This window comes from Streptomyces phaeochromogenes (genome assembly GCF_001418655.1).
GTDB classification, from domain to species: Bacteria; Actinomycetota; Actinomycetes; order Streptomycetales; family Streptomycetaceae; genus Streptomyces; species Streptomyces phaeochromogenes.
The window spans coordinates 1-20,861 of the sequence record NZ_LIQZ01000013.1 but is presented as its reverse complement, the minus strand read 5'-3'; the positions used below and the strand labels follow the sequence as shown (position 1 = coordinate 20,861).

The window sequence follows — 20,861 nt, the reverse complement described above, 5'->3', positions numbered from 1 at the left end:
GCGTGCTGACCAGCGCATCCTCCGGCCCGGCCACCGATTCGGCATCGGCTGTCAGTGGGCGCGGCTAGCCTCTCTGACGTGCCAGCCCGTATCTCTGACCCCGAGCAGCTCAAGGAGCTCCTCGGCATCCCGTTCACCCCGGAGCAGACGGCCTGCATCACCGCACCGCCCGCCCCGCAGGTGATCGTGGCAGGCGCCGGATCCGGCAAGACCACGGTGATGGCCGCGCGCGTGGTGTGGCTGGTCGGCACCGGACAGGTCGCTCCCGAACAGGTCCTCGGCCTGACCTTCACGAACAAGGCGGCGGGCGAACTCGCCGAGCGCGTACGGAAAGCCCTCATCAAGGCGGGGGTCACAGACCCGGACGTGATCGATCCGGACAACCCGCCCGGCGAGCCGGTCATCTCCACCTATCATGCCTTCGCGGGCCGCCTGTTGACCGACCACGGACTGCGCATCGGGCTCGAACCCACCGCGCGTCTCCTCGCCGACGCGACCCGCTACCAGCTCGCCGCGCGCGTCCTGCGCGAGGCGCCGGGTCCCTACCCCGCCCTTACCCGCTCCTTCCCCGACCTGGTCAGCGACCTCCTCACGCTCGACGGCGAGCTCGCCGAACACCTCGTACAACCCCAGGACCTGCGGGCCTACGACGCCGCACTGCTGCGGGCCCTGGAGAGCGTCAAGCTCACCAACGCCGACCTGCGCAAGGTCCCCGAGACGGCCGCCGCCCGGCGTGAACTGGCCGAACTGGTGAGCCGCTACAGGACGGCCAAACGCGAGCGCGACCTCCTCGACTTCGGCGACCAGATCGCCCTCTCCGCGACCCTCGCCAGCACACGCCCCGAGGTCGGCGGCATCCTGCGCGACGAGTTCCGAGTGGTCCTGCTCGACGAGTACCAGGACACCTCCGTGGCCCAGCGCATCCTCCTGGCGGGCCTGTTCGGCAGCGGCACGGGCCACCCGGTGACCGCCGTCGGCGACCCCTGCCAGGCGATCTACGGCTGGCGCGGCGCCTCCGTCGCCAACCTCGACGACTTCCCCCAGCACTTCGCCCACGTCGACGGCAGCCCCGCGACCCGCCAGTCGCTCAGCGAGAACCGCCGCAGCGGCGGCCGGCTCCTCGACCTCGCCAACGGCCTCGCCGAGCCCCTGCGCGCCCTGCACGCGGGCGTGGAGGCCCTCCGCCCGGCCCCGGGAGCCGAGCGGGACGGCATGGTGCGCTGCGCCCTCCTGCGCACCCACGCCGAGGAGATGGACTGGCTCGCCGACTCCATTGCCCATCTCGTACGCACCGGAAAGGCGCCCGGAGAGATCGCCGTCCTGTGCCGCACGGCGACCGACTTCGCCGAGATCCAGGGCGCCCTCGTCGCCCGCGACATCCCCGTCGAGGTCGTCGGCCTCTCCGGGCTGCTGCATCTGCCCGAGGTCGCCGACCTGGTCGCCGTCTGCGAGGTCCTCCAAGACCCGGGAGCCAACGCCTCGCTGGTCCGCCTGCTCACCGGCCCGCGCTGGCGCATCGGCGCCCGCGACCTCGCCCTCCTGGGGCGCAGGGCCCGCCTTCTCGTGTCGCACGCGCGCGTGGGGGCCGACGACGACCCCGACCGACGGCTCGCCGCCGCCGTCGAGGGCATCGACCCGGCCGAGATCATCTCGCTCGCGGACGCCCTCGACACGTTCCTGGAGACACTCCTCGGAGACCACGGGGACGACGACGGCCTGCCCTTCTCCGCCGACGCCCGCGTACGGTTCGCACGGCTCGCCACCGAACTGCGCGACCTGCGCCGCTCGCTCTCCGACCCGCTCATGGACGTCCTGCACCGGGTCCTCGCCACCACCGGTCTGGAGGTGGAGCTCTCCGCGTCCCCGCACGCCCTGGCCGCCCGCCGCCGCGAGACCCTCTCCAACTTCCTGGACATCGCCGCGTCCTTCGCCGCCAACGACGGCGAGGCCTCCCTCCTCGCCTTCCTCGGCTTCCTGCGCACCGCCGCCCAGTACGAGAAGGGCCTCGACAACGCCCTGCCGGGCGGCGAGAACACCGTCAAGGTGCTCACCGCGCACAAGTCCAAGGGCCTGGAATGGGACGTCGTCGCGGTCCCGGGCCTCGTCACCGGCACCTTCCCCAGCGGCCAGGGCCGCGAGAAGTGGACCTCACAGGGCAAGGTCCTGCCGCACGAGCTCCGCGGCGACGCCGACACCCTGCCGGACATCGGCGCCTGGGACTCCCGCAGCATGAAGGCCTTCCACGAGGCCATGAAGGAGCACCAGCACACCGAGGAACTCCGCCTCGGCTACGTCACGTTCACCCGCCCCCGCTCCCTGCTGCTCGGCTCGGGCCACTGGTGGGGCCCCTCCCAGAAGAAGCCCCGCGGCCCCTCCGACTTCCTGCAGGCCCTGTACGAGCACTGTGGAGCCGGGCACGGCGAGATCGAGGCCTGGGCGGACGAACCCGAGGAGACCGAGGAGAACCCCGCGCTCCACGAGGCCGGCGGCGACCACGCCTGGCCGCTCCCGCTCGACGACGCGGCCATGGCCCGCAGGCGCGCGGCCGCCCAGACGGTCCTGGCCCACCTGGAGTCCGGTCACTCCCACGAGACGGCCCACCCCTCGTCCCACGACGCCCCGGAGCCGTACGACGACCCTGACTGGCCGCCTCCGCCCGAGGACGACGAACCGCCTTACGACGAGCCGCCCTACGACGAGCCCCCTTACGGGGACGACGACTTTCCGGATGAGCCTCCCTACGGGGACGACGATTTCGCGGACGTGCCCTACGGAGAGGCGTCACCCAGAGAGACGCCCCACGGGGACGGCCTCCACGAAGAGACCGATCTCACAGACGAGGCAGCCCGCGGAGACGGGAACTCGTGGGCCACGAACCGTCCCCGGGTTCCGCACCCCACCCAGTCCCCGGACGCGCACCCCACCGGCTCACCGGACGCGCGCCAACACCCTCCGGAGACGCCGCGCCCCGTCTCCGAGACCAGGCACCTCACCCCGGAGGAAGCCCGCACCGTCGCCTCCTGGGACCGCGACCTGGACGCCCTCACCGGCGAGCTCCTGCGCGCCCGCGAAGGCGTCACGGACGTCACCCTGCCGGCCTCTCTGACCGCCTCCCAGCTGCTGAGCCTGGCCGCCGACCCGGACGCCTTCGCACAGGAACTGGCGCGCCCCATGCCGCGCCCGCCCCAGCCGGCCGCCCGCCGCGGCACCCGCTTCCACGCCTGGGTCGAGGCCCGCTTCGAAGAGCTGCGGCTGCCGATGCTGGAACCGGAGGAACTGCCCGGCAGCGAGGCCGAGATCGCCGACGAACGCGACCTGGAAGCCCTCAAGGACGCCTTCGAACGCACCCCGTACGCCCACCGCACCCCCTACCGCGTCGAGGCCCCCTTCCAGCTCGCGATCGCCGGACGCGTCGTACGGGGCCGCATCGACGCCGTCTACAAAGAGGACGACGGCGACGGGACGACGTACGAGATCGTCGACTGGAAGACCAACCGCGCCCGCAACGCCGACCCCCTCCAGCTCGCCCTGTACCGGCTCGCCTGGGCAGAGCAGCACGGCGTACCCCTGGAATCCGTACGGGCCGCCTTCCTGTACGTGCGCAGCGGCGAGGTCGTACGGCCCGAGAGCCTGCCCGACCGGGCCGCACTGGAGCGGCTCCTCCTCGAAGAACCACCCGATGGGGTCCCCGAGGAACCGCCGGACCAGCACGCGCGCGTGGACGGCTAGGCTCGTGACCATGAGCAAGACTCCGGACAGCGCCGTCCGCGCGTACATCGAGCAGCACCGCGCCGCCTTCCTCGACGACCTCGCCGAGTGGCTGCGTATCCCGTCCGTGTCGGCGCAGCCCGAACACGCCGCGGACGTACGGCGCAGCGCCGACTGGCTCGCCGCCAAACTCCAGGAGACCGGCTTCCCGACCTGCGAGGTCTGGGCGACACCCGGCGCCCCGGCCGTCTTCGCCGAATGGCCCTCCGACGACCCGCAGGCACCCACGGTCCTCGTCTACGGACACCACGACGTACAGCCCGCCGCCCGCGAGGACGGCTGGGACAGCGACCCCTTCGAGCCCGTAGTCCGCGGAAACCGCCTCCACGCGCGCGGGGCCGCCGACGACAAGGGCCAGGTGTTCTTCCACACACTCGGGGTCCGCGCCCACCTCGCCGCCACCGGCCGCACCGCCCCCGCCGTCCACCTGAAGCTGCTCATCGAGGGCGAGGAGGAGTCCGGCTCCCCGTACTTCCGCGCACTCGTCGAAGAGCGGAAGGACCGCCTCACCGCCGACGCCGTGATCGTCTCCGACACCAGCATGTGGTCCGAGGACACCCCCACCGTCTGCACCGGCATGCGCGGCCTCGCCGAGTGCGAGATCACGCTCCACGGGCCCGACCAGGACATACACTCCGGCGCCTTCGGCGGCGCCGTACCCAACCCGGCCACCGCGGTCGCCCGCCTCGTCGCCGCCCTCCACGACGAGCACGCGCGCGTGACGATCCCCGGCTTCTACGAAGGCATCGCCGAACTCACCGACCACGAGCGGGAACTCTTCACCGAACTGCCCTTCGACGAGGAGCAGTGGCTGCGCATCGCCAGGTCGACGGCCACCCACGGAGAGGCCGGACACACCACCCTGGAGCGGATCTGGGCCCGCCCGACCGCCGAGGTCAACGGCATCGGCGGCGGCTACCAGGGCCCCGGCAGCAAGACGATCATCCCCTCCTCGGCCATGGTGAAGCTCTCCTTCCGGCTCGTCGCCGGACAGGACCCCGACCACATCGAGAAGATCGTCCGCGCCTGGGCCGCCGAGCGGATACCCGCCGGAATCCGCCACGAGATCACCTTCGCCGCCGCCACCCGCCCCTGCCTCACACCGCTCGATCACCCGGCACTGCAGTCCGTCGCACGCGCCATGGGCCGCGCCTTCGAGCAGGAGATCCGCTTCACCCGCGAGGGAGGATCAGGGCCCGCCGCGGACCTCCAGGACGTCCTCGCCGCACCGGTGCTGTTCCTCGGCATCTCGGTCCCGTCCGACGGCTGGCACGCCCCCAACGAGAAGGTCGAACTCGACCTGCTCCTCAAGGGCGTCGAAACCACCGCCTACCTGTGGGGCGACCTGGCCGAGAACTGGCGCGATGCACACTGAAGAAGCCCCTTCGCACACGTCCTGCCGTACAGCCGCTGAACCACCCGCCGAAACAACCGTTCCACCGGGGGAGTTGGAAGCACCCGTGACCACCTGGACCGACCACACCGCCGACCGTCCCATCTCGCTCACCGCCCCGAGCGGCATCGACCGGGCCGCCCACCACCGGCTCGACGAGGCCTGGCTCGCTGCGGCGTGGAGCCACCCCACCACCCGCGCCTTCGTGGTCTCCGGCGGCCAGGTCCTCATCGACGAGACGGCGGACGGCACCACCGAACTCGTCATGACCCCGTCCTTCGAAGCGCCCCTCACCGAAGCGCACCGCTACTTCCTGGGCACCGACGACGACGGAGTCAGCTACTTCGCACTCCAGAAGGACGCCCTTCCGGGCCGTATGGACCAGTCCGCGCGCGCGGCCGGCCTGCGCGAAGCGGGCCTGCTCCTCTCACAGCGCGACGCCGGCCTGATGGTGCACGCGGTCGCCCTGGAGAACTGGCAGCGCCTGCACCGCTTCTGCTCCCGCTGCGGCGAACGTACGGTGATCGCGGCGGCCGGCCACATCCGCCGCTGCCCCGCCTGCGGCGCCGAGCACTACCCGCGCACCGACCCCGCCGTGATCATGGCCGTAACCGACCACGAGGACCGCATCCTCCTCGGCCGGCAGGTCCACTGGCCCGAAGGGCGCTTCTCCACCCTCGCCGGATTCGTCGAGCCCGGTGAGTCCATCGAGCAGTCGGTCCGGCGCGAGGTCTTCGAGGAGGCCGGGGTCACCGTCGGCGAGGTCGAGTACATCGCCAGCCAGCCCTGGCCCTTCCCCTCCAGCCTCATGCTGGGCTTCATGGCCCGTGCCACCTCGTCGGAGATCAACGTCGACGGCGAGGAGATTCAGGAAGCCCGCTGGTTCTCCCGCGAAGACCTGCGGGCCGCCTTCGAGTCCGGGGAGGTCCTGCCTCCGTACGGCATCTCGATTGCGGCCCGCCTGATCGAGCTCTGGTACGGCAAGCCCCTGCCGACGCGCGGGGCAGCCGCCTGAGGCACGTACCGACTACGCGCCGATCTTCTGCTTGACCTGCGCAAGCGAAGGGTTCGTCAGCGTCGAACCGTCCGGGAAGAGGACGGTGGGAACCGTCTGGTTCCCGCCGTTCGCCTTCTCCACGAAGGCCGCCGACGCCGGGTCCTGCTCGATGTTGATCTCGTTGTACGTGATGCCCTCGCGGTCCATCTGGCCCTTCAGCCGGCGGCAGTAGCCACACCACGTGGTGCTGTACATCGTCACAGTGCCCAGCATGTCTCTCATGCTCCTTCGCTGCGGGGGAGTGCGTGTTCGCAGTGATGGAACGTACGCGACCCGGCCGCCATTCCCATACGCGGCAGGGGAGAGAGCCGATCCACACGGCGGAGGACGGCCCCGGTGAAAGGGGCGCTGCCGCCGGTGCCGAGCCGGGCGCCTGCCGCATTGGTGCGCCGCATTAGTACGACTGCGAGCGCCTCCCTGTGGACAACCGGCACACCCGTCTCCGCCGACCTGGCAGCATGGCGGGGTGACAGCAGCAACGCATTCCACCCTCTTCCCGCAGGCCCCTGACACGGCCGACGCGGTACTGGAAGGGCTCGACCCCGAGCAGCGCGAGGTCGCCACCGCCCTGCGCGGCCCGGTGTGCGTGCTGGCGGGAGCCGGTACGGGCAAGACCCGCGCCATCACCCACCGCATCGCCTACGGAGTACGCGCCGGGATCCTCCAGCCCTCCAGCGTGCTCGCCGTCACCTTCACCAACCGCGCCGCCGGAGAGATGCGCGGCCGGCTCCGCCAGCTCGGCGCCTCCGGAGTCCAGGCCCGCACCTTCCACTCCGCCGCGCTGCGCCAGCTCCAGTACTTCTGGCCGAAAGCCGTCGGAGGCAGCCTGCCGCGGATCGTCGACCGCAAGATCCAGCTCGTCGCCGACGCCGCTGCCACCTGCCGCGTCCGCCTCGACCGCGGCGAGCTGCGGGACGTCACCGCCGAGATCGAGTGGTCCAAGGTCACCCAGACCGTCCCCTCCGACTACGCCGCCGCCGCGGCCAAGGCCGGCCGCGAAGCCCCCCGCGACCGCGCCGAGATCGCCCAGCTCTATGCCGCGTACGAGGACCTCAAGCGCGACCGCAGCGTCATCGACTTCGAGGACGTCCTGCTGCTGACCGTCGCCATCCTCCAGGACCAGCACGAGATCGCCGAAGCGGTCCGCGCCCAGTACCAGCACTTCGTGGTCGACGAGTACCAGGACGTCAGCCCCCTCCAGCAGCGCCTTCTCGAACTGTGGCTCGGCGAGCGCGACAGCCTCTGCGTCGTCGGTGACGCCAGCCAGACCATCTACTCCTTCACCGGCGCGACCCCCGACCACCTCCTCGACTTCCGCACCCGCCACCCCGGAGCCACGGTCGTCAAACTCGTCCGGGACTACCGCTCCACCCCCCAGGTCGTCCACCTCGCCAACGGCCTGCTCGCCCAGGCCCGCGGGCGCGCCGCCGACCACCGCCTGGAGCTGATCTCCCAGCGCACCGCGGGCCCCGAACCCGGCTACACCGAGTACACCGACGAGCCCGCCGAGGCCGAAGGCGCGGCCCGACGCATCCGCGACCTCATCGCCTCCGGCATCCCCGCGAGCGAGATCGCGATCCTGGTCCGTACGAACTCGCAGTCCGAGATCTACGAACAGGCCCTCGCCGATGTCGCGGTGCCCTACCAACTGCGCGGAGCCGAGCGCTTCTTCGACCGGCCCGAGGTGAAGAGAGCCATCCACGCCCTGCGCGGTGCGGCCCGCTTCGGAGGCAACGACTCACTCCTGGACGACGCCCCCGACCTGCCCTCGCAGGTGCGAGCCGTCCTGTCAGGGGACGGCTGGACCCACCAGCCCCCCGCGGGCTCCGGAGCCGTCAGAGAGCGCTGGGAGTCCCTCGCCGCCCTTGCCCACCTGGCCCAGGACTTCGCCGCCGCCAAACCCGACGCCACCCTCGGCGACCTCGTGGCCGAACTCGACGAACGCGCCGGCGCTCAGCACGCGCCCACGGTCCAGGGCGTCACCCTCGCCTCCCTCCACTCCGCCAAGGGCCTGGAGTGGGACGTGGTGTTCCTGGTCGGCGTCGCCGAAGGCATGATGCCGATCACCTACGCGAAGACCGACGAACAGATCGAGGAGGAGCGCCGTCTCCTCTACGTCGGCGTCACCCGGGCCAGAGAGCACCTCTCCGTCTCCTGGGCACTGTCCCGCTCACCCGGCGGCCGGCCCAACCGGCGACCCAGCCGCTTCCTCGACGGACTGCGCCCCGGCTCCGTCACCACGGCGAACCGCGGCGGCGCGGCGGGCCCCCTCGGCTCGGGCGGCATCGAGCGCGGCGCTCCCGGCAGCGCCCCCGGCGTCACCCGACGGGCGAACCGCACCCCCGCCCGATGCCGGGTCTGCGGCCGCACTCTCAACGACGCCGGCGAGATGAAACTGATGCGCTGCGAGGACTGCCCGTCCGACATGGACGAAGGCCTCTACGAGCGGTTGCGCGACTGGCGGGGGGTCCAGGCGCAGCGCAGTGGGCAGCCGGACTTCTGCGTCTTCACGGACAAGACCCTGATGGCCATCGCGGAAGCGGTGCCGTCCACTCCGGTCGAGCTGTCCCGCATCCCAGGGGTCCGCGCCCGCAAGCTCAACCGCTACGGGGCCGACGTACTTGCCATCTGTGCAGGTCAGGAAGTTGAGGGCGGCGCAGACGAGGACTGATTCAAACTCGTCGAGAAAATAGTTTGCGCATGCCCCAGCAATCCCCATAGGTTCTAAAGCACGGAAACGGAGGCCTTCTCGAAGGCCCTGGTTCCGTGCTGTACTTAATAACCGTCGGACCGGCTCGCCCGGTCCCAGAGACGCCGAGAGGAGGCGATTCCAGTGATCAGCATCAACAGCAGCTCCGTCAGCACCGCCAAATTGACCGATCGCTCGGTCGTCTCCACGTGCCTGCTCGGCTTCTCGAACCTGGGCACCGGTCTGTCCGGCATTCCTGCCGTCCGGCCGGCGTCCTCCGTGTCTCTCACGGGTCTCCCTGTCCGTGAGCGCAATGAACGACCGATGAAGGCACTGGAAGCAGTAGAGGCACAGGCGCATGCCTATGCCTTTGCGGCCACCGGTGCCGGAGCCGCCAAGCAGACGCACCACACGATGTGGGCCTTCCGTGGGCCTGAACCCTGGAGTGATCCAGCCTGATCGACGATCAGGCCGGCGCCTTCAGGGCCGCGGAACCCCACCCGGGATCCGCGGCCCTTCTGTTTGTCCCCGAACAGGGACGACAGAGCGAAGGGGCCTCGGGACAAGAAAAGAACCCGGTACCAGCCGCCAACCGGCCAACCCGGCCGGCACGACCAGACGAGGAAGACCAACCGTGCAACTCGAAGCGCACGCCCCGTCCGTACCGCCTTCCGAAACGATCCCCCCGCCCGGCCTCACGGAGGACTCCACCTTGATCCCGCTCACTGCGCTCACCGCGCTCGACGACGCCATCGAGAACCTCGGCGTACCCGTCCCCTGCCGCTCCTACGACCCGGAGGTCTTCTTCGCCGAGTCGCCGGCCGACGTCGAGTACGCCAAGTCCCTCTGCCGCACCTGCCCGCTGATCGAGGCCTGCCTTGCCGGCGCCAAGGAGCGGCGTGAGCCCTGGGGCGTCTGGGGCGGCGAGCTCTTCGTCCAGGGTGTCGTTGTCGCCCGGAAGCGGCCGCGTGGCCGCCCGCGCAAGAACCCGGTTTCGGCATGAAGACCCTAGGAACGATCGATCGCCCCCTGACGCACGACCCCAAGAAGCAGGTCCCGATGAAGCCGTCCACCAGCGAGCCCGCCGGCTCCGCGACCCCAGACTTCACCTCCACCGGCGCGAACGACACGCGCCAGAACAGGACCCGAGAGATGCAACTCATCCCAGAAGCCCTGGCTCGTGCGCATATGCACGACCGGCTGCATGAGGCGGAGCAGGAACGCCGGGCGATGCGCCTGGTGACCGCCCGCCGCATGCAGCGCCGTGCCGAGCGCGCCTCACGCCGCGCCCGCCGCGCACTGGCCATGGCGGTCATGCAGTAGAGCCGTTCTCGCAACGGCAACAGAAGCAACAGCTGATGCGGGGGCCGGTCCGAACGGACCGGCCCCCGCGGTGCGTTGCGCCTCACCAACCGCGGATCCCGGAGTTATCGTCACCACGTGACGAGTCTTCCCGGGGACAGTGACAGCGGCGGCTCCACCGCGGAGCCCCGGCCCGTCGTGTGCGCCCGCTGCGGCGCCACGTCAGAGGACCCGCCCCTCACCTGGACCTTCTCCGTCGAGAACGGCACCCGCCACTACATCTGCGACGCCTGCGCCCGCGCCAACCTCAGAGCGATCGAAGGGCGACTGGACTCGGCTTGGTGGTGAGATCCGGAGTCCTCTTGGGCCTCTCCCGCCCAAGGACCGGCACCCCAAGCTCACGCCCCAGCCGCTGAGTCCTCCTCCGCCAGTGTCTCGTCCTCGGCCAGGACGAATCCTGGTAGCCACTCCTCCAACTCGTCCCGCAGTCGTACTGTCGCTCCCAGCTGGCACAGCACGCCGATGGTGCTCAAGGTCACTCGGTGGATGAGCAGGTAGGCCGGGGGCAGGTTGAGTTGTTTGCCGAGTTGGTGGGCGGGGGAGCGGGGGTCGGCGATGCGGGCCGCCTGACTGCGCATCCAGCCGCGGGTGAAGGTGAACTCGTCCGCCTGGGCCGGCTCGATGATGGGGAGCAGGTAGTCCAGAACGGCGTCCGGGTCGAGCTCTATGGACTCCTTGACGAAGCCCTCCTCGCGGAGCAGGTCGTAGACCGCCTCGGCGTCGCCGTCGAGGGTCATACGGAGCGAGTCGCCGATCGTCGGAGGCAGGCCGCCCGGCAGGCGGTCCACCGTGCCGAAGTCCAGGACGCCCAGCCGCCAGCCGCCCTTGCCTCCGGAACCCTCGGCGTCTTCGGCGACTTTGGCGTCTGCGGGGTCGTCCGGCAGGAGACGGAAATTGCCCGGGTGAGGGTCGGCGTGCAGCAGGCCGGTGCGGGACGGGCCGGAGAAGAGGAAGCGGGCCAGGAGCTGGCCAGCCCGGTCCCGCTGCTCCTGCGTACCGTCGGTGATCACCTCGGACAGGGGGATCCCGTCGATCCACTCCGTCACCAGGACCTGCTCGCACTGGTGGACCACGGCCGGCACCAGCACGTCCGGGTCGTCCGCGAACTCCTCCGCGTGCGCCCGCTGTGCCTGTGCCTCCAGGGCGTAGTCGAGCTCCTCGGACACCCGGTCGCGCAGCTCCGCGATGAGCGGCTTGATGTCCATGCCGGGAATCAACGGCCCCAGAAGGCGGGCAAAACGACTCAGCTGGTTCAGATCGGACAGCAGGGCCTCGCCCGCCCCGGGGTACTGCACCTTGACCGCGACCTCCCGGCCGTCGTGCCACACCGCCCGGTGCACCTGGCCGATCGAGGCCGCCGCGGCGGGCTTGTCCTCGAACTCCAGGAACAGGTCGTGCCAGTCCTCGCCGAGCCGCTCCGCCAGCACGGAGTGCACCGTGCGGGTCGGCATCGGAGGGGCCGCCTCCTGGAGTTTCGTCAGCGCCGCGCGGTACGGACCCGCGACCTCCTCGGGCAGCGCCGACTCGAAGACGGACATGGCCTGTCCGAACTTCATGGCGCCGCCCTTGAGCTCGCCGAGCACCTTGAAAAGCTGCTCCGCCGTGCGCTGTTGCAGCTCGCGACCCACGAGCTCGGCGGACTTGCCGCCGATTCGTTTGCCGAGTCCCCAGGTCGCCCGCCCGGCGAAGCCGAGCGGTAGTGCGGCGAGCTTGGCGGTTCGGGTGACCGCCTTCCGGGGAAGATCAGACATGCGCCCTCCAAGTACCGGACAGCCGTGCCGCGTGCGGCTGTTGCCCGGCCATTGTCTCGTGCGGCCCTTCGTTGTCCGAGGTCTGCTCCCCCTTAGCTTTTTCCGCGGCCCCGCAGCGGCATGCGGGATGCTCCCACACCGGCGTCGCGTGCCAGTCGAGACCAGGCACCGAGACCTCCCAGCGGGCCCCCGCACTCGACGGAAGTTCCCCGTCCAGAAAGGCCAGCGCATGCCCCGCGGCCAGCCCGGCGACCGCGGTGGACAGCGCCAGATCACATGCCGGTACGTGGCGGGACTGGGCGGAACGCCACTGTGCCAGCAGGCGCGGCCAGGTCGGGTCCCGGTCGGTGCGTCCCAGATCCAGGCAGCCCGCGCAGGCCGTGTCGCCCGGCAGGACGAGCGGGCCGACCACTCCCGTGCCCTCCACCACCCCGGCGTAGAGATGGGGTGTTCCGGAGTCGATCAGGGGCTCGGTAGCCGACGGGTCGGGCGCGTGGACCGCGAGGCCGTCCCGGGGTGTGACGATCACGAGGGAGAGGCCCGGATCCTCTTCATCGGGAGAGGGGTGTGCGTTGCCGCGCCGGGGCGGGCGGTTCGGTGCCGCACGGCGCACCGCACGGCGCGCGGCCTCGTCCCTGCGCTCGCCGATGGATTCGACGGGCAGCCCGCCCGGCGCCACGTCCCACGGCTCGACACAGCCGCCGTCCTGCACGTCGACCTGGCCCACGCCCGCTCCCGCCAGTGCCGTGGCCAGTACCGCTCCCACCCGGCCCGCGCCCCGCACCTGTACGCGCAGTGAGCGGCGGGCCGCCAGCCGCCGCATGGCCTCGCCCGGCTCGGGAGTGACCAGGGAGAGCGATGCGGCGTCGGGTCGCAGTCGGTCGAGGACCGCCGGCTTCTTGCGCAAAGCGTCGGCGGCCGGGCCGCCGCCCGTCGCGTCGTCCAGCAGTCCCGCCTGGGCCAGTCGCTCCACCAGACCGTCGACATGGCCGTCCGGCAGACCCATGCGGCGCCCCTCGTCACGTAACAGAGGCAGTCCGCGGGTGCCGTCGAACAACGTCAGGAGACTGCCCGTCGCCGTGTCCATCGGGCCGAGCACCATCGCGTGTGCGGGTGCCATCCCGAACTGCACGGTGTTGAGATCCCGCCAACCGCGCCGCAGTGCGGGCTTCACCATCGGATGCATGACCGACCCCCGTACGTCCCCGTTGTGCCGGCGGGCGTTCGTCCTGCTCCGCCGGTCGAATGTCAGCATGCCCGCATTGCCCGGCCCGTGCCGAAAGTTGTCCACAGGCGGTGGATATTCGTCGTACAAATCGAGCGCGTGGGGTGCGGTTCGGCATCGATGCGTCCCGGAGGCGGGACTTCCCCCGTGTGCAACGGGTAACGTCGGGGCGTGCCCGCCGACCCACTGCACCGCGCCGGAAACCCACAGCGCAGCACGACGAGCCAGCCGCCAAGCGGCTCGGGGACGAGCGCGATCGAGGTCCGCAGGAGCGCGCGACGGCGCAGAACGGTCTCCGCGTACCGTGAAGGCGATCGCACCGTCGTGCTCATCCCCGCCCGGATGTCCGAGGCGGAGGAGCAGCGCTGGGTGAGCGTCATGCTCGACAAGCTGGCCGCCCAGGAGAACAAGCGGGTGCTCGGCGACACGGAGCTGTCCGAGCGGGCCGCGCGGCTCTCCGATCTGTACTTCGACGGCCGGGCCCGGCCCAATTCGGTCCGCTGGGTCACCAATCAGAACACCCGCTGGGGCTCGTGCACCCCCGCCGAGGGCAGTATCCGTCTTTCGCACCGGCTGCAGGGCATGCCCGAATACGTCGTCGACTACGTCCTCGTCCATGAACTCGCGCATCTGCTGGTTCCCGGCCACGGTCCCGACTTCTGGCGGCTCCTGGAGGCCTATCCGCGGACCGAGCGGGCCCGCGGCTACCTCGAAGGGGTGGTCGCCGCCGACCGGCTGCCCCACCTGCCCGCCGCCCGCGACGAGTGACGTCGGCCTGACGCCCGTCCGGTGCTGAAGGCCTGCTCGGACCGCTCGAAGCAGGGATTCTGTACCGGGTCTGTACCGGCTTGGTCCGCGGCCGGATTTTGCCGTTAGCCTGACGCGACGCACTCGTATCGGGATGGGGGACGGTCGTTACGCATGGCCAGGGAATTCCAACGCGGCCACAAGGCCAAGATCAGTGACCTCACCGCGGGCACCGATCTGTACGTGGGTGTGCAGATCACCGGCCCCGGACTGAGCTTCGACATCAGCTGCTTCGGTCTTGACGCCGACGAACAGCTTTCGGACGACCGGTTCTTCGTCTTCTTCAACCAGCCGAAGACCCCCGAAGAGTCCATCCAGCTTCTCGGTGCGCAGGCGGGCGACACGGAGTCCTTCCGCGTCACGCTCGACAGGATCCCGCCGCAGATCCAGAAGCTGTCCTTCACGGCGACGATCGACGGCGCCGGCCAGATGTCGCAGGTCGCCCCCGGGTACCTCCGCATCGTCGCGGGCGGCGAGGAGGTGGCCCGCTACTCCTTCAACGGTGGCGAGTTCTCCACCGAACGCGCCGTGATGCTGGGCGACTTCTACCTCAAGGACGTATGGCGGTTCGCCGCGGTCGGACAGGGCTTCGACGGCGGGCTCGACGCGCTGCTGAAGAACTTCGGCGGCGAGGTCGCCGAGGAGGAGCCCGCGGCCCCGGCACCGGGGGCCGCCGCGCCCTCGTTCGCGCCGCCCGCCCAGGGCGCCGCACCGCCCGCGTTCGGCGCCCCGGCAGGCCCCGCCGTGCCGGCTCCAGCGTCGGCTCCGCAGCCTGCCGCCCAGGGTTTCGCACCGCCTCAGGGAGCCACGCCACCGCCGGCCCCCGCGCCTTCGGTGCACGCGGCGCCGACGATCATCGCGCCCATGACGCCGCCCGGTGGCGCCCCGGTACCGCCTCCGGCTCCCGCCCCGGCGCCCTATGCGCAGCCCGGCCAGCAGCAGCCTCCGTACGGCCAGGCCCCCGGCCAGACCGCACCGCTGCCGCCCGGCTACGGACAGCCACAGGCACCTCAGGCACCCGTTCCGCCCCCGGGCTACGGCCAGCCGACCCCGCCTCCGGGCTACGGTCAGCAGCCGCCGTTCGGACAGGTGCCCGGCCAGCCCGGCGCGCCGGGTATGCCGGGTGCGCCCGCCGCCTACGGAGTGCCTCAGGGCGCTCCCCAGGGAGGCGCCGGTGTCACGGCGGCGCTGCAGGCGTACAAGGAGACGCCCACCGGGCAGCGCTGGACGCAGCAGAACAAGAAGATGGTCCGTGTCGACCTCGGCATGGGCGGCGACCAGGCCGTACTGGCCCGCCAGGGCAGCATGGTGCTCTACCAGGGCAAGGTCGACTTCAGCTACAAGGGCGCCGGATTCTCCGGGCGGATCGTGGGCAACGCGACCGGCCAGGAGATGCAGCTCATGCGCTGTTCGGGCCGCGGCCAGGTCTTCCTCGCGGAGAACGGCGCCATGCTGCACCCCATCGAGCTGCAAGGAGACGCCGTCTGTGTCTCCGCGGAGAACGTCCTCGCCTTCGACGAGACGCTGCAGTACGAGGTGCGCCGCGTCGAAGGACACGGCATCCCCGGAGGCGCTCTGTTCACGATGCAGTTCCAGGGCACCGGCACGGTCGTCGTGAAGACGCGTGGCGTGCCCGTCGTCCTGCCCGTGACGCCGACGACGTTCGCCGACTGCAACGCCGTCGTCGCCTGGTCCGCCGCTTCCCAGGTGATCGTCTCCAGCCAGGTGCGGATGCGCAGGAACGCCTACCCGGGCGACACCGGAGAGAGCGTGAACCTCCAGTTCCGCGGCGCGCCCGGCAATTTCATCGTCGTCCAGCCGTACGAGGTCTGAGGGAGCCCGTCCTATGAATCAGCAGCTCGCGGGCTTCGCCCCGGCACCCGTTGCCGCACGCATGGAGAACCACGGCAACCACATGCTCAAGGTCGCCATGCAGACCGGAAACGACCTCCTCGCGCGCGTGGGGTCGATGGTCGCCTACGAAGGCTTCGTCCAGTACGAGCCGAATCCGCCGGCGGTACGCCAGATCGCCAAGGACTGGATGACCGGCGAGGGCGCACCTCTGATGAAGTGCTCCGGAGACGGTCTGCTGTACCTCTCCGACTACGGGGCGAACGTCGTCGTCATCAACCTCAACGGCGACGCGATCTCCGTCAACGCCACCAACCTGCTCGCCTTCGACGCGCACCTCACCTGGGGCGTCGAGCGCGTCAAGGGGCTGGCGAAGTTCGCCGGACAGGGCCTGTGGAACACCAAGATCTCCGGGCAGGGCTGGGTCGCCCTGACCTCCCGGGGCAAGCCCATCGTCGTCGACTGCGGCGGCGGCGAGGACGAGACGTACGTCGACCCTGACGCGCTCGTCGCCTGGTCCCCGAACCTCAAGGTGAAGGGCAAGCGCAGCTTCAAGGCGCAGTCCCTGATCGGGCGGGGCAGCGGCGAGGCCTTCCAGATGGCCTTCTCCGGACAGGGCATCGTCGTCGTCCAGCCCAGCGAGGACAGCACCGACCGCCTCCGGGTACGGGGCTGAGGGGGAGCACACACACCATGCAGAGCCCGCTTTTCGCCTACAACGACCAGCAGTCCCAGGAGCGCTACAGCCTGCAGAACAAGCAGATGCTGCGCGTCGTCCTGGAGGGCCACGACGACATGCTGGCCCGCAAGGGCACCATGGTCGCGTACCAGGGTCTTGTGGAGTTCGACGCCGAGTACCAGAACTCCGGTCAGCAGCGTTCGCGCGCGCACACCGGAGAGGGCCTCGACCTGATGCGCTGCCACGGGCAGGGCACCGTCTACCTGGCCAACCTCGCCCAGCACATCCATGTGGTGGAGGTGGACCAGGACGGCCTCACCGTGGACAGCAGCTACGTCCTCGCGATGGACTCCTCGCTGCACCACGAGGTGATCGCCGTGGACAGCCAGTACGGGATCTCCGGCTCCGGCAAGTACCAGCTCAACATCACCGGGCGCGGCAAGGTCGCCCTGATGACGTCGGGCATGCCGCTGATGCTTCAGGTCACGCCGGACCGGTACGTCAACTGCGACGCCGACGCGATCGTCGCCTGGTCGACGAGTCTGCGCGTACAGATGCAGGCCCAGACCCACTCCTCCGGCGTGTTCCGGCGCCGCGGCAACACCGGTGAGGGCTGGGAGCTCAGCTTCATGGGCCAGGGCTACGCGCTCGTCCAGCCCAGCGAGATGCTGCCGCCCCAGAACGCGGCGATCGGGTCGGGCCTTTCCGCCCAGTACGGGATGGGGCAGCAGGGGGCCCGGGGGCAGAACCAGGGCAACGCCTGGAGTTAGGCCTTTGGCGGGACGCTCTTCCGAGCCTTCCGCCCAAGGCCTGGGCCGGTGGTTGGCTGCGGGCCCGCCTTGGCTGGGCGCGCAGTTCCCCGCGCCCCTAAAAGGACGCGTGTGTAAGGGGCGGTCGCTACTGCGGCCGCCCCTTACACGTGCCTCTTCAGAGCCTTGCTCGTGTTGCTGCCAGGAGGCGTACGACCGAGTCGTCCGCCACCTTCGCCACCTCGTCGTACGGGAACCAGCGCAGGTCGAGGGACTCGTCGCTGATCTCCTGGACGGCGCCCGGCTCCGCCACCACCGCGTACTGCACGTCGAAGTGGCAGTGGCAGGGCGGCGGGATGGGATGCCGGTCCAGGCGTACGGGGCCGCCCGGCAGCAGGGTCAGGGCCGCGATGCCCGACTCCTCGGTGGCCTCGCGCAGGGCGGCGGCCTCCAGCGTGGCGTCGCCGGGCTCGCAGTGACCACCCATTTGGAGCCACATCCGCAGCTTTTTGTGGAGCGTCAGCAGCACCCTGCCGTGCCCGGGATCGATCACCAGGGCACTCGCCGTGACGTGACCGGCCGTGCAGGCCTTCCACATGCCGTCCGGATGCGCCTCCAGATGGTCGAGATAGGCCTGGCGCAGCTCCTCCTGGCCCTCGATGCCCTTCAGGACCAGGACGGCGTCGTCGTACAGGCTCACTTGTCGTCGTCGCCCTTTTCCTCGCCCTTTGCCTGGCCCTTTTCGTCGTCCTTGGGCTCGTCCTTCGTGAGGTTCGGCTTCTCGGAGGGGCCGCTCGCGGCCTCGCCGAGCATCTTGTCGAGCTCGGAGAAGTCCAGCTGCTCGCGGTGCACGAAGCCGTCCGGGTCGTCCAGGTCGGAGGCGGTCGGCAGCATGTCCGGGTGCGCCCACAGGCCGTCACGGCCGTCGACACCGCGCGCGTCCGTGAGCGAGGCCCACAGGCGCGAGGCGTCCCGCAGGCGGCGCGGGCGCAGCTCCAGGCCGATCAGCGTGGCGAAGGTCTGCTCGGCGGGGCCGCCCGTCGCACGGCGGCGGCGCAGCGTCTCCCGCAGCGCGTCGGCGGACGACAGACGCGGCTTCGCGGCCGAGTGGACCACCGCGTCCACCCAGCCCTCGACGAGCGCGAGCGCCGTCTCCAGGCGGGCCAGGGCGGCCTTCTGCTCGGGCGTGTCCTCCGGCTGGAACATGCCCTGCTGGAGTGCCTGCTGCAGCTCTTCCGGGTTCTGCGGGTCGAACTGGCCGACCACGTCCTCCAGCTTCGCCGTGTCGACCTTGATCCCGCGCGCGTACCCCTCGACCGCGCCGAACAGGTGCGAGCGCAGCCACGGCACGTGGGCGAAGAGCCGCTGGTGGGCGGCCTCGCGCAGGGCGAGGTACAGCCGCACCTCCTCCTGGGGGACGCTCAGGTCCTTGCCGAACGACTCGATGTTCAGCGGCAGCAGCGCGGCCTTGCCGACCGGGCCGAGCGGCAGGCCGATGTCGGTCGAGCCGACGACCTCGCCCGCGAGCACGCCGACGGCCTGCCCGATCTGCGTGCCGAACATGGCGCCGCCCATGGAGCGCATCATCCCGAGAAGCGGGCCCGCCATGGCCTGCATCTCCTCGGGCAGTACGTCGCCCATGGCCGCGCCGACCCGCTCGGCGACCGGGTCGACGAGCTCCTTCCACACCGGCAGGGTCGCCTCGACCCACTCCGCGCGGCTCCAGGCCACCGCGGAGCCGGCGCCGGACGGCAGCGACGTCGCGTCGTCCAGCCACAGGTCGGCCAGGCGCACCGCGTCGGCGACCTGGGTGCGCTCGGCGGGGCCGATGCTCGCGTCCTTGGTGCCGTCGGGAGTGCCCTGGGACACCGTCTGGCGGGCGATCTGCTTGGCCATGTCCCAGTTCACCGGCCCGCCCTCGTACGAGAGCATCTGGCCGAGCTGCTGGAACGCGGCGCCCAGGTCGTTGGGGTTCAGCGACCCGAACATGGCTGCGAGCGGGTTGTCGCCACCCGGTCCTCCGGGCCCGAAACCGAACGGGTTGGCAGGTCCCTGACCACCACCGCTCTGCTGGTCCTTCTTCTTGCCCTCGTCGCCGTCGTCCGGCTCCTCCGGCGGAAGGCCGAATCCGAATGGGGTGTCACTCACGGGATTCCTCGGCTGTTAAGGCCGCCGGTTCGCTCCGACGGCGGCTGCCCTACATCACCACCCAGCGTAGACACCACAACCGGTTCGGGCCTCGGTGCTTCGCCGACTCAGCGGCTGCGGCAGGATGGATGCCACCTGGTACGTACGCGTCACGCGCGTTCTTACTGAAGACAACCGCTGGAGACGCCCGGTGAGTTCCCCAGATCCACAGGTTCGCGCAGCGCGAAACCCTTCAACCAATCCGGCTCTACGCGGCCCCGTCGTCGCGATCACCGGCGCCGCGGCCGGAATCGGCGCGATGCTCACCGAGCGGCTCGCCGCCAGCGACGAGATCAAGCAGGTCATCGCCATCGACGAGCGGCGCGGGGAGTGCGCCGCCGCGCAGTGGCACATCCTGGATGTCCGGGATCCGGCGATCGCCGAGAAGCTGCGCGGCGCGGACGTCGTGGTGCACCTCGCGCTCGATCTCGACCTGGAGACGGATCCGGCCGCCCGGACGGCCTACAACGTGCGGGGGACCCAGACCGTGCTGACGGCCGCCGCCGCAGCCGGGGTGCACCGTGTCGTCCTGTGCACCTCGGCGATGGTCTACGGAGCCCTGCCCGACAACGAACTGCCCCTCTCCGAAGACGCCGAACTGCGGGCGACCGCGGAGGCCACGGGCGTGGGGGACCTCCTGGAGGTCGAGCGGCTCGCGCGGCGGGCGCCGCGTGCGCATCCCGGGCTCAACGTCACCGTCGTACGGCCTGCCGTGCTGGTCGGAGGCACCGACACGGCCCTCACCAGGTACTTCGAGTCGCCCCGGCTGCTGGTCGTCGCCGGGTCCCGGCCCGTCTGGCAGTTCTGTCATGTCGAGGACCTGTGCGGGGCTCTGGAGTACGCCGTTCTGGAGAAGGTCGAGGGGGAGCTCGCCGTCGGTTGCGAGGGGTGGCTGGAGCAGGAGGAGGTCGAGGAGCTCAGCGGAATCCGGCGGATGGAGTTGCCGTCGGCCGTCGCGCTGGGGGCCGCGGCCCGGCTGCACCGGATCGGGCTCACGCCGTCTCCGGCGGGGGATCTCGCCTACACGATGTATCCCTGGGTGGTGAGTGGGAGCCGGCTGCACGATGCCGGGTGGCGGCCGCAGTGGACCAATGAGGAGGTCCTTGCGGAGCTTCTGGAGGAGGTTGCCGGGCGGCATACGTTGGCCGGGCGGCGGCTTGGGCGGAAGGACGCGACTGCGGCGGGGGCCGCGGGGGCGACGGTTGCGCTGTTGGGTACGGCTGCGTTGGTGCGGCGGGCTCGGAAGGCTCGGCGGAGGATCTGAGGTGGTGGGGTGGTGGCGTGGTTTTTTCGCCCCCGCCGCCCCTTCCCATTCCCGTCCCTTCTGGGGGCTGCGCCCCCAG

18 protein-coding genes are annotated in these 20,861 nt (G+C 70.9%); 13 read left to right on the top strand and 5 right to left on the bottom strand.

What is annotated here, in order from left to right; genetic code table 11:
- The first annotated feature begins 78 nt into the window (after positions 1-78).
- From AOK17_RS02170 to nudC, 3 genes are all read left to right on the top strand, one after another.
- Positions 79-3,729, top strand: coding sequence for an ATP-dependent helicase (locus AOK17_RS02170; protein ID WP_055610531.1), 3,651 nt, complete (start codon positions 79-81; stop codon positions 3,727-3,729).
- Positions 3,730-3,739: 10 nt separating this feature from the next.
- The gene (locus tag AOK17_RS02165; protein WP_055610565.1) at positions 3,740-5,143 is read left to right on the top strand and encodes a dipeptidase; all 1,404 of its coding nucleotides are present in this window, start codon (positions 3,740-3,742) and stop codon (positions 5,141-5,143) included.
- A gap of 85 nt (positions 5,144-5,228) precedes the next feature.
- Positions 5,229-6,176 carry an NAD(+) diphosphatase gene (gene nudC / locus AOK17_RS02160; RefSeq protein ID WP_055610530.1) on the top strand — a complete coding sequence of 316 codons (948 nt, stop codon included), beginning with the start codon at positions 5,229-5,231 and terminating at the stop codon, positions 6,174-6,176.
- 12 nt (positions 6,177-6,188) lie between these two features.
- Here nudC and AOK17_RS02155 read toward each other — a convergent pair whose 3' ends face one another.
- Positions 6,189-6,431 (bottom strand): mycoredoxin, encoded by a 243-nt coding sequence (locus tag AOK17_RS02155; protein ID WP_055610529.1) that lies wholly within the window; start codon positions 6,429-6,431, stop codon positions 6,189-6,191.
- Positions 6,432-6,684: 253 nt separating this feature from the next.
- Between AOK17_RS02155 and AOK17_RS02150 the strand changes: the two genes are divergently transcribed.
- From AOK17_RS02150 to AOK17_RS02130, 5 genes are all read left to right on the top strand, one after another.
- Positions 6,685-8,889: an ATP-dependent DNA helicase UvrD2 gene (locus AOK17_RS02150; protein ID WP_245696983.1), complete on the top strand. Its 2,205-nt coding sequence runs from the start codon at positions 6,685-6,687 to the stop codon at positions 8,887-8,889.
- A 162-nt stretch (positions 8,890-9,051) separates the two neighbouring features.
- Positions 9,052-9,366, top strand: a complete 315-nt coding sequence (locus tag AOK17_RS47945) for a hypothetical protein (RefSeq protein ID WP_079052742.1) — start codon at positions 9,052-9,054, stop codon at positions 9,364-9,366.
- Positions 9,367-9,541: 175 nt separating this feature from the next.
- Complete coding sequence (locus AOK17_RS02140; RefSeq protein WP_055610526.1) at positions 9,542-9,910, top strand: WhiB family transcriptional regulator; 369 nt, start codon at positions 9,542-9,544, stop codon at positions 9,908-9,910.
- Positions 9,907-10,230, top strand: coding sequence for a hypothetical protein (locus tag AOK17_RS02135; RefSeq protein WP_055610525.1), 324 nt, complete (start codon positions 9,907-9,909; stop codon positions 10,228-10,230). Before AOK17_RS02140 ends, AOK17_RS02135 begins: the two co-directional genes overlap by 4 nt.
- Before the next feature lie 117 nt (positions 10,231-10,347).
- On the top strand, positions 10,348-10,557 hold the full coding sequence (locus AOK17_RS02130; protein WP_055610524.1) for a hypothetical protein: 210 nt from the start codon (positions 10,348-10,350) through the stop codon (positions 10,555-10,557).
- Between the two features lie 50 nt (positions 10,558-10,607).
- On the opposite strand, the gene AOK17_RS02125 is transcribed toward AOK17_RS02130, so the two are convergent.
- Entirely contained in the window at positions 10,608-12,020 is a 1,413-nt protein-coding gene (locus AOK17_RS02125; RefSeq protein ID WP_055610523.1) for an ABC1 kinase family protein, read from the bottom strand.
- Positions 12,013-13,206 (bottom strand): TOMM precursor leader peptide-binding protein, encoded by a 1,194-nt coding sequence (locus AOK17_RS02120; protein ID WP_055610564.1) that lies wholly within the window; start codon positions 13,204-13,206, stop codon positions 12,013-12,015. Before AOK17_RS02120 ends, AOK17_RS02125 begins: the two co-directional genes overlap by 8 nt.
- Before the next feature lie 210 nt (positions 13,207-13,416).
- Here AOK17_RS02120 and AOK17_RS02115 point away from each other — a divergent pair, with 210 nt between their 5' ends.
- From AOK17_RS02115 to AOK17_RS02100, 4 genes are all read left to right on the top strand, one after another.
- Entirely contained in the window at positions 13,417-14,013 is a 597-nt protein-coding gene (locus AOK17_RS02115; RefSeq protein ID WP_079052741.1) for a M48 metallopeptidase family protein, read from the top strand.
- Between the two features lie 153 nt (positions 14,014-14,166).
- Positions 14,167-15,885 carry a TerD family protein gene (locus AOK17_RS02110; RefSeq protein WP_055610521.1) on the top strand — a complete coding sequence of 573 codons (1,719 nt, stop codon included), beginning with the start codon at positions 14,167-14,169 and terminating at the stop codon, positions 15,883-15,885.
- A 13-nt stretch (positions 15,886-15,898) separates the two neighbouring features.
- Entirely contained in the window at positions 15,899-16,579 is a 681-nt protein-coding gene (locus tag AOK17_RS02105) for an AIM24 family protein (RefSeq protein WP_055610520.1), read from the top strand.
- 17 nt (positions 16,580-16,596) lie between these two features.
- On the top strand, positions 16,597-17,352 hold the full coding sequence (locus AOK17_RS02100; protein ID WP_055610519.1) for an AIM24 family protein: 756 nt from the start codon (positions 16,597-16,599) through the stop codon (positions 17,350-17,352).
- Positions 17,353-17,509: 157 nt separating this feature from the next.
- Here the strand turns inward: AOK17_RS02100 and AOK17_RS02095 are convergent, their stop codons facing one another.
- Both AOK17_RS02095 and AOK17_RS02090 read right to left on the bottom strand, forming a co-directional pair.
- The gene (locus tag AOK17_RS02095; RefSeq protein WP_055610518.1) at positions 17,510-18,031 is read right to left on the bottom strand and encodes an NUDIX hydrolase; all 522 of its coding nucleotides are present in this window, start codon (positions 18,029-18,031) and stop codon (positions 17,510-17,512) included.
- The gene (locus AOK17_RS02090) at positions 18,028-19,479 is read right to left on the bottom strand and encodes a zinc-dependent metalloprotease (RefSeq protein ID WP_055610517.1); all 1,452 of its coding nucleotides are present in this window, start codon (positions 19,477-19,479) and stop codon (positions 18,028-18,030) included. Before AOK17_RS02090 ends, AOK17_RS02095 begins: the two co-directional genes overlap by 4 nt.
- Positions 19,480-19,669: 190 nt before the next feature.
- On the opposite strand from AOK17_RS02090, the gene AOK17_RS02085 reads away from it, so the two are divergent.
- Entirely contained in the window at positions 19,670-20,782 is a 1,113-nt protein-coding gene (locus AOK17_RS02085) for an SDR family oxidoreductase (protein WP_055610516.1), read from the top strand.
- The last annotated feature ends 79 nt before the right edge of the window (positions 20,783-20,861 follow it).

Excerpts from the sequence above, each read along its gene's own strand:
- AOK17_RS02125 (WP_055610523.1), bottom strand. The coding sequence starts at position 12,020 with ATGTCTGATCTTCCCCGGAAGGCGGTCACCCGAACCGCCAAGCTCGCC.
- AOK17_RS02135 (WP_055610525.1), top strand. The coding sequence starts at position 9,907 with ATGAAGACCCTAGGAACGATCGATCGCCCCCTGACGCACGACCCCAAG.
- AOK17_RS02165 (WP_055610565.1), top strand. The coding sequence starts at position 3,740 with ATGAGCAAGACTCCGGACAGCGCCGTCCGCGCGTACATCGAGCAGCAC.
- AOK17_RS02105 (WP_055610520.1), top strand. The coding sequence starts at position 15,899 with ATGAATCAGCAGCTCGCGGGCTTCGCCCCGGCACCCGTTGCCGCACGC.
- AOK17_RS02120 (WP_055610564.1), bottom strand. The coding sequence starts at position 13,206 with ATGCATCCGATGGTGAAGCCCGCACTGCGGCGCGGTTGGCGGGATCTC.
- AOK17_RS02100 (WP_055610519.1), top strand. The coding sequence starts at position 16,597 with ATGCAGAGCCCGCTTTTCGCCTACAACGACCAGCAGTCCCAGGAGCGC.
- AOK17_RS02155 (WP_055610529.1), bottom strand. The coding sequence starts at position 6,431 with ATGCTGGGCACTGTGACGATGTACAGCACCACGTGGTGTGGCTACTGC.
- AOK17_RS02110 (WP_055610521.1), top strand. The coding sequence starts at position 14,167 with ATGGCCAGGGAATTCCAACGCGGCCACAAGGCCAAGATCAGTGACCTC.